Source organism: Pseudomonas sp. R1-15 (genome assembly GCF_051132085.1).
Lineage (GTDB): Bacteria > Pseudomonadota > Gammaproteobacteria > Pseudomonadales > Pseudomonadaceae > Aquipseudomonas.
In genome coordinates, this window is record NZ_CP071660.1 from 5,070,344 (window position 1) to 5,085,223 (window position 14,880).

The following is a 14,880-nucleotide window of genomic DNA, read 5'->3' on the forward strand; positions in this document are numbered from 1 at the left end:
CCGATTCACACCAGATGAAGCCACACATGCCCAAAGGATTGATTCGCGCTTTCGGCGCCCTGTTGACCGCACTGGCCCTCTACAGTCTGTTGGGTTTTCTGATACTGCCGGGCATTGCCCTGCGGATCGCCAATCAGCAACTGGCCGCCCATGCGACGGTGCCGGCGCAAATCCAGCGCATCGAGCTCAATCCTTTCAGCCTTGAAGTGACCTTGTGGGGGCTGGTAGTCGGCGAGCCTGGCAAGGAACAGATCGGTTTCGAACGGCTCTATGCCAACCTGCAACTCGACAGTCTGTGGTCCGGCGCCCTGCACCTGGCCGACGTCGAGCTGGACAAGCCCAGGACCGAGATCGTGTTCGCCAAGGACGGCCAGCTGAATCTGCTGGGCCTGTTCAAGCTGCCGCCCAGCGAACCGACTCCGGCGGATCCCGACGCCAAGCCGTTTCCCTTGCGAGTCGAGCGGATCAAACTGGCCAGCGGCTACGTGCGCTTCCAGGACCTGCGCCCCAGCGAACCCATCGAGTTCCTGTATGACACCCTCGACTTCGAGCTGAAGAACCTCAGCACCCTGCCCGACGACAGCGCCGACATGACCCTGGTGGCCGTCGGTCCCGAGGGTGGGCAGATCGACTGGACCGGTAATTTCAGCCTCGCGCCGATCGCCTCCGAGGGCACGCTCAAGGTGACCGGGGGCCAGATGAAAGCCTGGTGGCCCTACGTGCGAGACGCAGTGCCGCTCGTTCTGGAAAACGGCGTGCTGAACCTCAGCACCGAGTACAAGCTCAACCTCGCCAAGGGCACGGAACTGCTGCTCAATAACGCGTCGGTCAGCGTCGCGCCCTTCGCCATCAAGGCGCCCGACGGCCGTCCGCTGGCAAGGCTGGAGCGCCTGGACGTCAGCGAAACCTCGCTGGACCTGGGCAAGCAGCAGGTCATCGTGGGCAAGATCCGCAGCCACAAACTCGAGACCTGGGCCGCTCGGGAAGCCGACGGGCAGTTGGACTGGCAGAAGCTCTTAGCCAGCCAGGCAGCCAAACCCAAGGTCAAGGCCGAACCGGCCTCGGCCCCGGCCGCCGCCGACTCGCCCAAGCCTGAGCCGACAACACCGAGCAAGCCTTGGCAGGTGATGCTGAAGGACGTGCAACTGCGCGATTACCAGGTACACCTGGCCGACCGCCAGGCGCAGCCGGCCGTGGCACTGGACCTCGGCCCGCTGAACCTCGACCTGCAGAACTACGACACACTCAACGGCTCGCCTTTCAACCTCAAGCTGGACACCGGGCTGGGCAAACAAGGCAAGCTGCTCGCCGATGGCGAGGTCAATCTGAATCCGGTTACCGCGAAGCTCAATGTCAAGACCCAGGACATCGACCTGCGGGTCGCCCAGGCCTACATCAACCCGTTCATCCGCCTGGAGCTACGCTCCGGGATGCTCGGCAGCGATCTGGCGGTAGACCTGAAAAGTACCGAACCGCTGGCGTTCGCCGTGACCGGCCGCGCCCAGGTCGATCAGTTGCATACCCTCGACACGCTCAAGACCCGTGACTTCCTCAAATGGCAGCGCCTGGAACTCCAGGGGCTCAATTACCAGCATGGCGACAGCCTGTCGATCGACAAGGTCAACCTGTTCCAGCCCTATGCACGCTTCATGATCAACGACGATCGCACCACCAACGTCGACGACCTGCTGATTCCACAACCCGCCGACGCCCCGGCCAGAAACACCGCGGCCAAACCGGCACCCAAGGAAAAACCGCTGGGCATTCATGTCGGCGGAATCGCCATCAATGACGGTTCGGCCAATTTCGCCGACTTCAGCCTGACGCCGAACTTCGCCACAGCCGTCCAGCAGCTCAACGGCGAGATCGGCACCATCGACAGCCGCCAGGCCAAGCCCGCCACAGTCGATGTGAAAGGCAAGGTCGATCGCTACGCGCCTGTCACGATCAAGGGCGCGGTCAACCCCTTCGACCCGATGGCCAGCCTCGACATCGCCACCAGTTTCAAACGGGTCGAGCTGACCACCCTGACGCCGTACTCCGGCAAGTTCGCCGGCTATCGCATCCGCAAGGGCCGGCTCAATCTCGACCTGCATTACCGGATCACCAAGGGCCAGCTCCAGGCCGACAACAAAGTCGTGGTCGAACAACTGCAACTGGGGGAAAAGGTCGACAGCCCGGACGCCGTGAGCCTGCCGCTCAAGCTCGCCGTCGCCTTGCTGAAAGATTCCGAGGGCAGGATCTCCATCGAGCTGCCGGTTTCCGGCAACCTCAACGATCCGCAGTTCAGCGTCATGCCGATTGTCTGGCAAACCCTGCGCAACCTGGTGGTTCGCGCGGCACAAGCGCCGTTCAAGCTGATCGGCGGGCTGGTGGCCGGCGGCGGCGGCTCGGAAGACCTGGGCAGCGTGGCGTTCGCGCCGGGCTCCAGTGACCTGAGCAAGGAAAACGAAAACGCTCTGCTCAAGTTGTCCGAAGCCCTGGGCAAACGGCCAGAGTTGAAGCTGGAGATCGAAGGCACCGCCGCCGAAAGCAGCGACGGCCCGCTGCTCGCCGCCCAGCGCCTGGAACGCGAATACCAGTACAACTACTACAAGATGCTGCAGCGCAGGGGCGACAAGGTCCCGGCCAAAGCTTCGTTGCTGGAAGTACCGGAAGACGAAAAAGCCCCGCTGCTTGAAGGCATCTATCGCACTCGCCTGAAGACTCAACCACCGGCCGAATGGACACAACTGGATAAACAGGCCCGCATCGAAAAACTCCGTGAAGGGGTCATCAGGTTCTGGAGCGGCAGTGATCTGCTGTTGCGCGAACTGGGACAGGAGCGGGCCAGCAGCATCAAGGATTTCCTGGTGGACAATGGCAAGCTGGCCGATGACCGCGTGTACTTCATCGACGCCAGCCTCGGTCAGGCCGAAAGCGACGGTAGCGTCATTACCCCTATGCATCTGGATGCCGAATGAAAATGAAGTGTCTGTCTGGAATCGGCCTGGTCCTGCTGCTTGCGACCGGCCATGCATCAGCCGCCGAGACCCTGCGCTGCGGCAGCCAATTGATCAGCGTCGGTGATCGCTCCAGCGAGGTGCGGCAGAAGTGTGGCGAGCCCACGGCGCGCGATGACCTGGGCTACCAACGCAGCGCCAATCGCCGGGAAGAGTACCCGGTGGAGGAATGGACCTACGGGCCCAACAACGGCATGTACCAATACTTGCGCTTCGTGGGGAATCGGCTGGTGGAGATCACCAGCAAGCGTGGGCGGTGATTGTGCCTCTGGGACAGGCATTTCCCATGCATAGCGCCGACGCCTTCGCGAGCAGGCTCGCTCCCACGTTTGACTGCATTTTTGCCTGACGAAACTCGGTCCAGTGTGCGAGCGAGCCTGCTCGCGAAAAGAACAACCCGGTTTCCTGGCCGTACACCAGGTTTTCCTCCCCAGAATAGAACAGGCCCCCGGCACGAATGCCGGGGGCCTGTAATGGCCACGTCCCTGTGGCCTTTCGCATGAACTCCAAAGCAACGGCATACGTATATCTCAGCCCGCGTGCCGTGCCTTCTCCCGTTCAGGCGAGAAGCCTAGCCTTACTCGGCTTTCAGGCCGTCAGCCGATACGGCTTTGACGCCTTTGATTTTCTTGGTGATTGCCACAGCGGTGTCTTTTTGTGCCTCAGTAACCTTGGTCATAGAAGACAGGGACACAACGCCTTTGTTGGTTTCAACCTTGATGTCGGAGCCTGGAATGCCTTTCTCGGTGACCAGGTCAGCTTTGACCTTGGTGGTGATCCAGGTGTCGGAAACGTCTTCCTTAGCCTCTGTCACTTCGCCAGCAGCCAGCATCATCGGTGCCTGAGTCGCTTGAGTGGTCTCGGCAAATGCGTTAGCCATGGTCAGGGTCAGTGCAGTGGCAGCAGCGGCAGTGATAGCGAACTTCTTCATACGAGTAACTCCTGTTTTTCTCAGAAACTGCCGAAAGTGCATCGCGGCAGGTTGTCAGGAGTAGTGCGAAGGCTGTGCCAGTTTTGAAACAATCGGATTTCCCTTTAAATTCATATAGTTAAGCGAAGCGGCATTTTTCACAATCATGCAATTTGCATGACCGGATGATTTGGTACATGCAAGTTGCGGGTTTTGGCCCGGTTGCTAACTCCATGAATTGCGTAAACATTTCTCACCCAATAAAAAGCCCCGCTATAAAAGCGGGGCCAAGTCATACGGCATGGTCTATGCCCCGTCACAACCTGCTGGCAAGAATTCCTGAGCAGCGGTTGAAGTGCAGGTCCAGACCCCTGTAGCCGCCCGACTGAGCGTAATAGTCCTGCCGAGTACAGGAGCAGGTGCGTTAACAAGAGTGCAAACGATCGCGCCTACTCCAGTGTTAGCCACGCCTTCCGCCGTAATAGTGCAGTTGCTGGTAGGGGATGTGCCGCCAATGTTGGCCAGCGTGGGGGCCGTTCCTTGATTCATGACATCTTCGAACGCCACCCTCAAGGTAGAAATTTCCGCCAAGCCCGCTGTCGCCTTTGCCCGCGCCTGGTACCTCGAATACTGCGGCAACGCAAACGTCGCCAGGATGCCGATGATCGCCACCACAATCAGCAGCTCGATCAAGGTGAAACCCTTTTGCCTGTTCATAGTCATCTCCCTTGCATGAGTCGGATCTCATGCGATGAAACGAGCATTGCACGGCACATGCCAACCGCCGCGGCCCCGCCAGCCGAAGCTTTTCCAGCGACATACGAGCAAGGTCCTACCCCAACAACCGCACTATCTGACGCTTTTTGTCACCTCTGCTCGCTGGTGAGGCACCGATGCTTGACTAGGCTATAAATCATGAACAGTCCGCCACCGGTATTCCCATGAATGACATCGCCCTCAGCGGCCTGGCCAAGCAACTGGTGCTGGCCGAACTGATCACCGAACAAAGCGCGCAGCAGGCCTACCAACAGGCGCAGCGCAATCGCACGCCCCTGGTCAGCTACCTGGTGCAGAACAAACTCGTCCAGAGCCGCCAGGTGGCGGAAATCGCCTCGGAGCATTTTGGTATCGCCCTGCTGGACCTCAACAGCCTCGACAAGGACAACCAGCCCGCTGGCCTGGTCAGCGAGAAACTCGTGCGCCAGCATCACGCCCTGCCCTTGTGGCGGCGTGGCAACAAGCTGTACGTGGGCATTTCCGATCCGACCAATCACCAGGCCATCAACGACATACAGTTCAGCACCGGCCTGACCACCGAAGCCATACTGGTGGAGGACGACAAGCTCAGCGATGCCATCGAGAAGTTCTTCGAGTCCAGCAGCACGGGCCTGGAAGGCATGGCCGACGTCGACCTCGACGGCCTCGACATCGAGTCGATCGATGACCGCAAGCAGGATGCCATCGCCGGCCAGGACGGCGACGATGCGCCGGTGGTGCGCTTCGTCAACAAGATGTTGCTGGACGCGATCAAGGGCGGCTCTTCCGACCTGCACTTCGAACCCTATGAAAAGACCTATCGGGTACGCGTGCGCACCGACGGTATGCTGCGGGAAGTCGCAAAGCCGCCCATCCAACTGGCCAACCGCATTGCCGCGCGCCTCAAGGTGATGGCGAGCCTGGACATTTCCGAACGACGCAAGCCCCAGGACGGACGGCTGAAGATGCGCCTGTCAAAGACCAAGTCCATCGATTTCCGGGTCAACACCCTCCCCACGCTTTGGGGAGAAAAGGTGGTGATCCGGATCCTCGATCCCTCCAGCGCGCAAATGGGCATCGACGCCCTGGGCTACGAACCGGAACAGAAAGACCTGTACATGGTGGCCCTCAAGCAACCCCAGGGGCTGATTCTGGTAACCGGGCCGACCGGCTCGGGCAAGACCGTGTCGCTGTATACCGGCTTGAACATTCTCAACACCGTGGACATCAATATTTCCACCGCCGAGGACCCGGTGGAAATCAACATGGAAGGCATCAACCAGGTCAACGTGAATCCGCGCCAGGGGCTGGATTTCGCCCATGCACTGCGCTCGTTCCTGCGCCAGGACCCGGATGTGATCATGGTCGGCGAGATCCGCGACCTGGAAACCGCCGAGATCGCCATCAAGGCGGCCCAGACCGGACACCTGGTGCTGTCCACGCTGCACACCAACAGCGCCGCCGAAACCCTGATCCGGCTACAGAACATGGGCATCCCAGGTTTCAACATCGCCACGGCAGTGCACCTGATCATCGCCCAGCGCCTGGCGCGCAAGTTGTGCATGCACTGCCGCAGAGCCATCGAGATTCCCGAGGAAACCCTGCTCAAGGAGGGCTTCCCGCGGGAACGCATCGGCTCATTCACGATCTATGAGCCGGTCGGTTGCGAACAGTGCAACAACGGCTACAAGGGTCGCGTGGGGGTCTACGAAGTGGTCAAGAACACGCCGGAGCTGCAGCGGCTGATCATGGCCGAAGGCAACTCCCTGGAAATCGACCTGCAAATGCGCAAGGACGGCTTTAATGACTTGCGCACCTCGGGGCTGGTCAAAGTGATGCAAGGCGTCACCAGTCTCGAAGAAATCAACCGGGTCACCAAGGATTGAGCATGGCGGTCAAGGCAGCAAAAACCGACGTCTACACGTGGGAAGGCAAGGACCGCAAAGGCACAAAAATGTCCGGCGAACTGACCGGCCAGAGCCCGGCATTGGTCAAGGCGCAGCTGCGCAAGCAAGGGATCAACCCGGGCAAGGTACGCAAGAAGTCCACTTCGATATTCAGCAAGGGCAAACGCATCAAGCCGCTGGATATCGCGCTCTTCACCCGTCAGATGGCGACGATGCTCAAGGCCGGCGTTCCTCTGCTGCAGGCATTCGACATCATCGGCGAAGGCTTCGACAACGCCAACATGCGCAAGCTGGTGGACGAAGTGAAGCAGGAAGTCGCCGCCGGCAACAGCTTCGCCGCCTCGCTGCGCAAATGCCCGCAGTATTTCGACGAGTTGTACTGCAACCTGGTCGATGCCGGTGAGCAGGCCGGTGCCCTGGACACGCTGCTGGACCGAGTCGCGACCTACAAGGAAAAGAGCGAAGCCCTGAAGGCCAAGATCAAGAAAGCCATGACCTACCCCGCAGCGGTGATCGCCGTCGCGGCGGTGGTCACCAGCATCTTGCTGATCAAGGTCGTGCCGCAGTTCGAGTCGGTATTTTCCGGCTTTGGCGCGAAGCTGCCGGCCTTCACGCTAATGGTCATCGGCTTGTCGGAGTTCCTGCAAGACTGGTGGTGGGTGCTGCTTGGCGGAGTGGTGGGCGGATTTTTCGGGGTGAAATATGCCCTCAAGCGCTCCCAGGCGTTTCGTGACTGGCGAGACAAGTGGCTGCTCAAGCTGCCCTTGGTCGGCACCTTGATGTACAAGTCCGCCGTGGCGCGTTACGCGCGCACGCTCTCGACCACGTTCGCCGCCGGCGTGCCGCTGGTCGAAGCCCTCGACTCCGTCTCGGGCGCCACCGGCAACGTGGTATTCAAGCGTGCCGTGCAGCGGATCAAGCAGGACGTCTCGACCGGCATGCAGTTGAACTTCTCCATGCGCACCTCAGGCATTTTTCCGAACCTGGCGATCCAGATGACCGCCATTGGCGAAGAGTCCGGTGCGCTGGATGACATGCTCGACAAAGTGGCGAGTTTTTATGAGGCCGAAGTGGATAATCTGGTGGACAACCTCACCAGCCTGATGGAACCCTTCATCATGGTGATCCTGGGGGTGGTCGTCGGCGGCCTGGTGGTTGCCATGTACATGCCCATCTTCCAACTCGGCTCTGCGATCTGACATGCCCCTGAGCGAATTTTTCGTGCTTTACCCGCTGGCCTTCGTACTGACAGCGCTGCTGCTCGGGTTGATCATTGGCAGCTTTCTCAACGTGCTGGTGTGGCGCCTGCCGAAGATGCTCGATCGCGAGTGGCGCCTGCAAGCCCAGGACTTGCTCGGCCTGCAGGCCGACGCCCCCGGTCCGGTCTACAACCTGATGCTGCCCCACTCCCAGTGTCCCCATTGTGGCCATCGCATCCGCGCCTGGGAAAATATTCCGCTGTTGAGCTACCTGATGTTGCGCGGCCGCTGTTCCAGCTGCGCCGTGCCCATCGGCAAGCGCTACCCGCTAACCGAACTGGCCTGTGGCGTCCTGTCGGCATTCATTGCCTGGCATTTCGGCTTCGGCTGGCAGGCCGCCATGGCGATGCTGCTGAGCTGGGGCCTGCTGTCCATGAGCCTGATCGACGCCGAGCACCAGTTGCTGCCCGACTCCCTGGTGCTGCCATTGTTATGGCTGGGCTTGATCGTCAACAGCTTCGGACTGTTCGTCTCGCTGAACCAGGCTTTGTGGGGGGCGGTAGCCGGCTATCTGGCGCTGTGGTCGGTGTTCTGGCTATTCAAGCTGCTGACCGGAAAAGAAGGCATGGGCTACGGCGACTTCAAGCTGCTGGCGATGCTCGGTGCCTGGGGCGGCTGGCAGATTCTGCCGCTGACGCTGCTTTTGTCGTCGCTGGTGGGCGCCATTATCGGCGTCATTGTGCTGCGCACGCGCGGCGCGCCGACGTCGACCCAGATCCCGTTCGGACCTTATCTGGCCATTGCCGGCTGGATTGCCTTGCTCTGGGGTGGTCAAATAACCGACTTCTATTGGCAGTCAGTCGGTTTCTAATGAACAGCTCTGCGAAAAAACCCTGGATCCTCGGCCTGACCGGTGGCATCGGCAGCGGCAAGAGTGCGGCGGCCGAGCACTTCATCGACCTGGGTGTGCACGTCATCGACGCCGACCATGCGGCGCGCTGGGTCGTTGAGCCCGGGCGCCCGGCGCTGACAAAGATCAGCGAACATTTCGGTCCTGGTGTATTGCAGGCAGACGGTACGCTCGATCGGGCAGCGCTGCGCAGGCTCATCTTCGAAAATGCCGAGGAACGCCGCTGGCTGGAGGCATTGCTGCATCCGCTGATCGCCGAAGAAATCGTCCATCACCTGGGCCAGGCGCAATCGCCGTACGCGATTCTGGTATCGCCACTGCTGATCGAATCCGGGCAGTACGCGATGACCCAGCGAATCCTGGTGATCGACGCTCCGGAACAATTGCAGATCGAACGCACCTTGCAGCGCGACCAGACCAGCGAACAGCAAGTCCAGGCGATCCTCAAAGCCCAATCCAGTCGCCAGGACCGTCTGAGCCATGCCGACGATGTGGTAGTCAACGACCGCGACCTCGCCTGGCTGCACAGCGAGGTCGAACGCCTGCATCACTTCTACCTTACTTTGCGTGGAGGCCAACCATGAGCCAAACCCCAACCGTTGATTGCCCAACCTGCGGCGCCCCTGTCGAATGGACCCCGGAAAGCAAATTCCGGCCGTTCTGCTCCGATCGCTGCAAGCTGATCGACCTGGGCGCCTGGGCGTCGGAAGAACACAAGATCCCGGTCGCACCGGATGCCGAGGATGAATTGTTCAGCGAAGACTTCAACCCTCGCTCCCATCACTAGGTTTTCCATGGCATGGGGCCTAACGGCGGTGCAGCCTAGAAGTGAATCAAGGCTTGTCGTCATCGTTCCAGGGGGCCGACAGGTAGCGCGTACGGTTGAAGGTTTCCAGCCATTCGGGGCTGAACACCACCAGCGCGCTGACCACCATGCCGTTGATGAAGGCCTCGGGAAAGATCATCAGCCAGAGATAGCCGATGAAATCCTCCAGCCAATAAGGCATCGCGAAGATGCCGTCATACCACAGCAGGCCAAGCCCCAGCAGCAGGCACGCCAAAGCCGACAATGCGGCGGCGAGGAATCCCGAACAGAAGATATACACGAACAGATTGCGCGGCTGGGCACGCTCCACCAGGATCGCGCAGCATTCCGTGACCAATATTGGGAGGAGCACCAGCAGCGCGCCATTGACCCCGACGGCCATCATGTCCTGGCGTCCCAACAGCACCAGCGCAAGCTGGGCAACGAGCCCGCCAAGGATCGCCAGCGGCCAGTCCAGCAACAAGGTGACGGCGGTCAGGCCAATGAAGTGGTAGGAGACCCCCGTATCGAAGTCGCGTCGCACCATCCACAACATGAACAGCGCGAATACCGTGCCGAACAGCAGGTGCTGGCGGCGAATGTCGGTAAACAGCTCGACCCACGGTGCCTTCGCCACCGCCCAGGCCAACACCGGCACGTAGATCAGCCAGCCAACCGCCAGGGTCTGCGAGGAGAGCAACTCGGCACCGATCATCGACGTACTCCTTTGGCGTGCCCCTGCATCAGAGACTCCATGATCGCCCTGAGATTCAAGCCGGCAGTCTACACCCCCGCCCGACCGCGATTAATCAACGCAACGCTTTCGGCTTGTCGTAATTGAACGCTAAGCTTGGGCTCATGGATGATTCCGATTATTTACGCTTGTTGACCATCGCGGCCGAGCAAGCCAACGCCTTCCTCTCCAATGCCCGCAAATGGGAGCGTGAGCGTTGGGTCTGCCAGCGCCTGCTGCAAGGGCTCAACGTGCCCTATCGTGCCGATGAGTTCGCGCCCGCCGGGGAGCCGCCGGACGTGTTGTTTCGCGACGCCAATTTCGAAGTGTTTTTTGTCCTCGATGAAGGCCGTCGTCTCAATGATGAATGGCGCGACGAACTGCAACGCCGCCGCAGCGCCTTTTCCCTGAGCCAACTGGTTCGTCGCGAGGCCAAGCCAAGACGGATTCCGGCCAACGAGTTCCTGATGAGGCTGGCCCCGACCCTGCGCAAGAAAGCCCATAACTACACCGAGCGCGGCATGGACCTGGGGGAGCTGGATATCATCGCTTTCGCCAGCCTCAAGCGCGAAGTCCTCGACCTCAACAGCCATTTCCCGCCGCCCACCGAGTACCTGCGCCAAGGGTGGCGCTCGTTGTCGCTGGTGGGCCCGACCTTTGCCCGCGTGCTGTTCGCCCATCCCGATGCACCCGACTTCCTGCGGGGGAACCTGGGCCGCAGCATCGTCTTCGATGTGGGGATCAGCCTTTGAGCCCATTACAGGAACTGATCGCCGCCGTGCCGCAGCGGGGCCGGGTACGCTGGATCGGCGTGCGCCCCGCAGGGCATGCACCGATGATCGAGCTGGACGCCGTCGAGGCACGACTGGAAGCCGGCCTGACCGGCGATCACGCTCGCCCCGGCGTGCGCAATGCGCGGCAAGTGACGTTGATCCAATGGGAACACCTGGCCGTGATCAGCTCGCTGATGGGCCGTCCCGAGGAACAACCGGTGCGTCCCGAGGAGCTGCGCCGCAACATTGTGGTCAGCGGCATCAACCTGTTCAGCCTCAAGGGCCGGCGTTTTCGCATCGGCCAGGCGATCTTCGAAACCACCGGCTGGTGCCAACCCTGCGCGCGACTTGAGCGAAATCTTGGCGAAGGCACGTTCCAGGCCGTACGCGGCCATGGCGGAATCACCGCCCGGGTGTTAAAAAGTGGAATCATTCGCCTGGACGACAGCCTGATCGTCGAGCCCGTCCCGGCAACCGGCTACGCTGCTTTTAATGCCGGATAGCCGGACGCTGTAACGTCTGCACCTTTCGCAACGTCTACCTGACGAGGCCTTTATGACCAGTCGCCTGAACCCAGAAGACCAGAAGCATGTCGAAGAGTACCTGCAACTGTCCCAGCACCGAGTCGAGCGCCGGCCTTTCCGGCCGTGGATGCTCCTGGTGGTGGTACTGGCCATCACGATTGGCCTGGGCCTGTTGAGCCGATTGATCAGTTACCTGACGCTATGAGCCGATTGATGCTCGCGCGGGTAACGGCACCAAATTCCTTTAGCCTTGCGAGATATCCCCATGACTCATCGTATTGTCATCGTTGGCGGCGGCGCCGGCGGTCTGGAGTTGGCTACCCGTCTGGGTAAGACTCTTGGCAAGCGTGGCACGGCCAGTGTGATGCTGGTCGACGCGAACCTGACCCACATCTGGAAACCCTTGCTGCACGAAGTGGCCGCCGGTTCCCTGAATTCTTCCGAAGACGAACTTAACTATGTCGCCCAGGCGAAATGGAACCACTTCGAGTTCCAGCTCGGGCGCATGAGCGGCCTGGACCGTGAGCGCAAGCGCATCCAGTTGGCCGCCACCTACGACGAAGCAGGCCTGGAGTTGTTGCCGGCCCGCGAGCTGGGCTATGACACGCTGGTGATCGCGGTCGGTAGCACCACCAATGATTTTGGCACCGAGGGCGCGGCGCAGCATTGCCTGTTCCTCGACACTCGCAAACAGGCCGAGCGCTTCCATCAGCAGTTGCTGCACCACTATCTGCGCGCCCATGCCGGGCAGACTGACGTGGTCGAGCGCATCAGCGTCGCGATTGTCGGCGCGGGCGCCACCGGTGTCGAACTGGCAGCCGAGCTGCATAATGCCGCCCATGAATTGCACGCCTATGGACTGGACCGGATCAAACCGGAAAACATGCACATCACTCTGATCGAGGCCGGTCCACGGGTCTTGCCGGCGCTCCCGGAGCGGATCGGCGGGCCGGTGCACAGGACTCTGGAAAAACTCGGGGTCAAGGTCATGACCAACGCGGCCGTCAGTCAGGTGACTGCCGACAGTCTGATCACCGCAGATGGCAAAGTGATCGACGCGAGCCTGAAAGTCTGGGCCGCCGGGATTCGCGCGCCGGAGTTCCTCAAGGACATCGACGGCCTGGAAACCAACCGGATCAATCAGTTGCAGGTGCTGCCTACACTCCAGACCACCCGCGACGAGAATATCTTCGCCTTTGGCGACTGCGCCGCCTGCCCGCAACCGGACAGCGACCGCAACGTTCCGCCCCGTGCCCAGGCCGCGCACCAGCAGGCCTCGCTGTTGGCGAAATCGCTGAAGCTGCGGATCGAAGGCAAGGCCCTGCCTGACTACAAATACACCGACTACGGCTCGCTGATCTCGCTGTCGCGCTTCTCGGCGGTCGGCAACCTGATGGGCAACCTCACCGGCAGCGTGATGCTTGAGGGCTGGCTGGCGCGGATGTTCTACGTGTCGCTGTACCGCATGCATCAGATGGCGCTTTACGGCATGTTCCGCACGGCGATGCTGATGCTGGGCAGCAAGATCGGGCGTGGGACCGAGCCTCGGTTGAAGTTGCATTGAGCCAGCGGAACCGAGGTTGAATGATCCACCGCTATCGCGAGCAGGCTCGCTCCCACAGTTGATCATGGTCATCCTGTGGGAGCGAGCCTGCTCGCGAAGATGGCAGTGCAGCCAAACCCGATCCAAGCGGCGACCGATCAAACCTGAAACCGCTGCACCATCGTGCGCAGCGAGTTCGCCAACTGCGACAGTTCATGGCTGGACGCGCTGGTCTGGTCGGCCCCAGTGGCCGAGCGCACGGACAAATCACGGATATTGACCAGGTTGCGATCCACCTCGCGGGCCACTTGTGCCTGCTCTTCGGCGGCGCTGGCGATCACCAGGTTGCGCTCGTGGATCTGATGCACCGACGCAGTAATGGTTTGCAGCGCCTCCCCCGCGCGCTCGGCCATTGCCAGGGTACTGGCCGCACGGCTGGAGCTGGCCTGCATGGAATCCAGCGCCTGGGTAGCACCAGTGCGCATGCCTTGGACCATCTGCTCGATTTCCTGGGTCGATTGCTGCGTGCGATAGGCCAATGCCCGGACTTCGTCGGCGACCACGGCAAAACCACGGCCGCTCTCTCCCGCCCGCGCCGCTTCGATGGCCGCGTTGAGCGCCAACAGGTTGGTCTGCTCGGCAATGGCCCGGATCACATCCAGCACCTTGCCGATGTCCTGGGACTGGCTGGCCAGGGATTGCACCAGGCCGCCGGTGATTTGCACATCGCTGGCGAGGGCGCTGATCGCGTTGACGGTATCGCTGACCCGTTCCTGGCCCAACATCGCCGACTCGCTGGATTGGCGTGTCGCATCGGAGGTGGACACCGCGTTGCGCGCGACCTCTTCCACGGCGGTAGTCATTTCGGTGACCGCAGTGGCGGCCTGCTCGATTTCGTTGTTCTGCTGTTGCAGGCTTTGAGTGCTGTCGAGCGTGACGGCGTTCAATTCATCGGCAGCGGTCGCCAGTTGCGTCGCCGAGCCGCTGATGCCCTGCAGGGTTTGCCGAAGGTTCTGCTGCATGGTGGCCAACGCCTTGAGCAGGCGACTCACTTCATCATTGCCATGGGTCTCGATCGGCCGGGTCAGGTCACCGCGGGCCACACTCTCCGCGGCAGTCAGCGCCTCGCCCAGCGGCTTGACGATACTGCGGGTCAGCAACATTGCCAGGACCACCGTGGCCAGAGCCGCCAGCACCACGAACAGACTGACGATCATCCGCGAGTTGACGTAGTGCTCCTGGGATTTCTGGCTCTCGATGGACACCTGCTTGGAGAACAGTTGCGCAAGGTCGTTGAGCTGCTTGCCCGAGCCATCCACCACGGTTTTCATGTCCACCAGCAACAACTTGATCAATTCATCCCGCCGCCCCTGCTCCGCCAGGGTGAATGACTGGGCGATCCCCGCGCGATAGGCGGTGAAGGTCTGCTTGAACTGCTCGTAGAGCGCCTTGCCTTCCGGTGTCACCACAAGCTTGTCGTAACTGGCGATTTTCTCGCTGAGTTCCTTGTCGCGGGTATCCATCTGCCCGCGATACACCGGGATGTTCTTCGGGTCTTCATCCAGGGCCATGCGCAGGGAAATGGTGCGAATGCGCAACATCAATTCGCGGATCTCGTCGCCGCCCCGGATACTCGGCAGCCATTGGGTTTCCACCGCGACCTCGCTGTCGCGAATACTCGACATCTGCCCCAGCGCAAATACGCCGAGCAGCGCCACCAGCACGGCGATCAAGGCGAAACCCAGCGCGGCGCGGGGGGCGATATTCAACTGACGAAGAAACATAACGGGCGCCTTTTCTTGTTATCGGCCTGAAGAG

At 61.1% G+C, this 14,880-nt stretch carries 15 protein-coding genes; 11 read left to right on the forward strand and 4 right to left on the reverse strand.

The annotated features are described in order from the left end of the window. Window positions 1–26: 26 nt before the first annotated feature. Window positions 27–2,963, forward strand: a complete 2,937-nt coding sequence (locus J3P97_RS22870; protein ID WP_434672821.1) for a DUF748 domain-containing protein — start codon at window positions 27–29, stop codon at window positions 2,961–2,963. A 2-nt stretch (window positions 2,964–2,965) separates the two neighbouring features. Then, window positions 2,966–3,262: a DUF2845 domain-containing protein gene (locus tag J3P97_RS22875; protein ID WP_434574095.1), complete on the forward strand. Its 297-nt coding sequence runs from the start codon at window positions 2,966–2,968 to the stop codon at window positions 3,260–3,262. Window positions 3,263–3,579: 317 nt separating this feature from the next. On the opposite strand, the gene J3P97_RS22880 is transcribed toward J3P97_RS22875, so the two are convergent. Next, window positions 3,580–3,933: a BON domain-containing protein gene (locus J3P97_RS22880; RefSeq protein WP_305498762.1), complete on the reverse strand. Its 354-nt coding sequence runs from the start codon at window positions 3,931–3,933 to the stop codon at window positions 3,580–3,582. Window positions 3,934–4,218: 285 nt separating this feature from the next. After that, on the reverse strand, window positions 4,219–4,629 hold the full coding sequence (locus J3P97_RS22885) for a pilin (protein WP_434571767.1): 411 nt from the start codon (window positions 4,627–4,629) through the stop codon (window positions 4,219–4,221). 224 nt (window positions 4,630–4,853) lie between these two features. Here J3P97_RS22885 and pilB point away from each other — a divergent pair, with 224 nt between their 5' ends. The 5 genes from pilB to yacG are packed head-to-tail and all read left to right on the forward strand — an operon-like array spanning window position 4,854 to window position 9,471. After that, window positions 4,854–6,554, forward strand: a complete 1,701-nt coding sequence (gene pilB, locus J3P97_RS22890; protein ID WP_434571765.1) for a type IV-A pilus assembly ATPase PilB — start codon at window positions 4,854–4,856, stop codon at window positions 6,552–6,554. 2 nt (window positions 6,555–6,556) lie between these two features. Continuing rightward, window positions 6,557–7,774: a type II secretion system F family protein gene (locus J3P97_RS22895; protein ID WP_434601862.1), complete on the forward strand. Its 1,218-nt coding sequence runs from the start codon at window positions 6,557–6,559 to the stop codon at window positions 7,772–7,774. Between the two features lies 1 nt (window position 7,775). Beyond that, entirely contained in the window at window positions 7,776–8,645 is an 870-nt protein-coding gene (locus tag J3P97_RS22900; protein WP_434571761.1) for a prepilin peptidase, read from the forward strand. Beyond that, the gene (gene coaE / locus J3P97_RS22905) at window positions 8,645–9,268 is read left to right on the forward strand and encodes a dephospho-CoA kinase (protein WP_434571759.1); all 624 of its coding nucleotides are present in this window, start codon (window positions 8,645–8,647) and stop codon (window positions 9,266–9,268) included. The genes J3P97_RS22900 and coaE overlap by 1 nt, the downstream gene beginning before the upstream one ends. After that, window positions 9,265–9,471 (forward strand): DNA gyrase inhibitor YacG, encoded by a 207-nt coding sequence (yacG, locus tag J3P97_RS22910; RefSeq protein ID WP_434571758.1) that lies wholly within the window; start codon window positions 9,265–9,267, stop codon window positions 9,469–9,471. Before coaE ends, yacG begins: the two co-directional genes overlap by 4 nt. A 46-nt stretch (window positions 9,472–9,517) precedes the next feature. Here the strand turns inward: yacG and J3P97_RS22915 are convergent, their stop codons facing one another. Then, window positions 9,518–10,204, reverse strand: a complete 687-nt coding sequence (locus J3P97_RS22915; protein ID WP_434571756.1) for an energy-coupling factor ABC transporter permease — start codon at window positions 10,202–10,204, stop codon at window positions 9,518–9,520. A gap of 143 nt (window positions 10,205–10,347) precedes the next feature. Between J3P97_RS22915 and J3P97_RS22920 the strand changes: the two genes are divergently transcribed. From J3P97_RS22920 to J3P97_RS22935, 4 genes are read left to right on the forward strand one after another with little or no spacing between them, the layout of a single operon-like run. After that, window positions 10,348–10,974: a DUF1780 domain-containing protein gene (locus tag J3P97_RS22920; protein WP_030140261.1), complete on the forward strand. Its 627-nt coding sequence runs from the start codon at window positions 10,348–10,350 to the stop codon at window positions 10,972–10,974. Beyond that, window positions 10,971–11,498 (forward strand): MOSC domain-containing protein, encoded by a 528-nt coding sequence (locus J3P97_RS22925; RefSeq protein ID WP_434571754.1) that lies wholly within the window; start codon window positions 10,971–10,973, stop codon window positions 11,496–11,498. The genes J3P97_RS22920 and J3P97_RS22925 overlap by 4 nt, the downstream gene beginning before the upstream one ends. Before the next feature lie 52 nt (window positions 11,499–11,550). Next, complete coding sequence (locus J3P97_RS22930) at window positions 11,551–11,724, forward strand: DUF3094 family protein (RefSeq protein ID WP_076386361.1); 174 nt, start codon at window positions 11,551–11,553, stop codon at window positions 11,722–11,724. 60 nt (window positions 11,725–11,784) lie between these two features. Further along, window positions 11,785–13,083 carry an NAD(P)/FAD-dependent oxidoreductase gene (locus J3P97_RS22935; protein WP_434571751.1) on the forward strand — a complete coding sequence of 433 codons (1,299 nt, stop codon included), beginning with the start codon at window positions 11,785–11,787 and terminating at the stop codon, window positions 13,081–13,083. 137 nt (window positions 13,084–13,220) lie between these two features. Here J3P97_RS22935 and J3P97_RS22940 read toward each other — a convergent pair whose 3' ends face one another. Beyond that, entirely contained in the window at window positions 13,221–14,846 is a 1,626-nt protein-coding gene (locus J3P97_RS22940; RefSeq protein WP_434672822.1) for a methyl-accepting chemotaxis protein, read from the reverse strand. Between the last annotated feature and the right edge of the window lie 34 nt (window positions 14,847–14,880).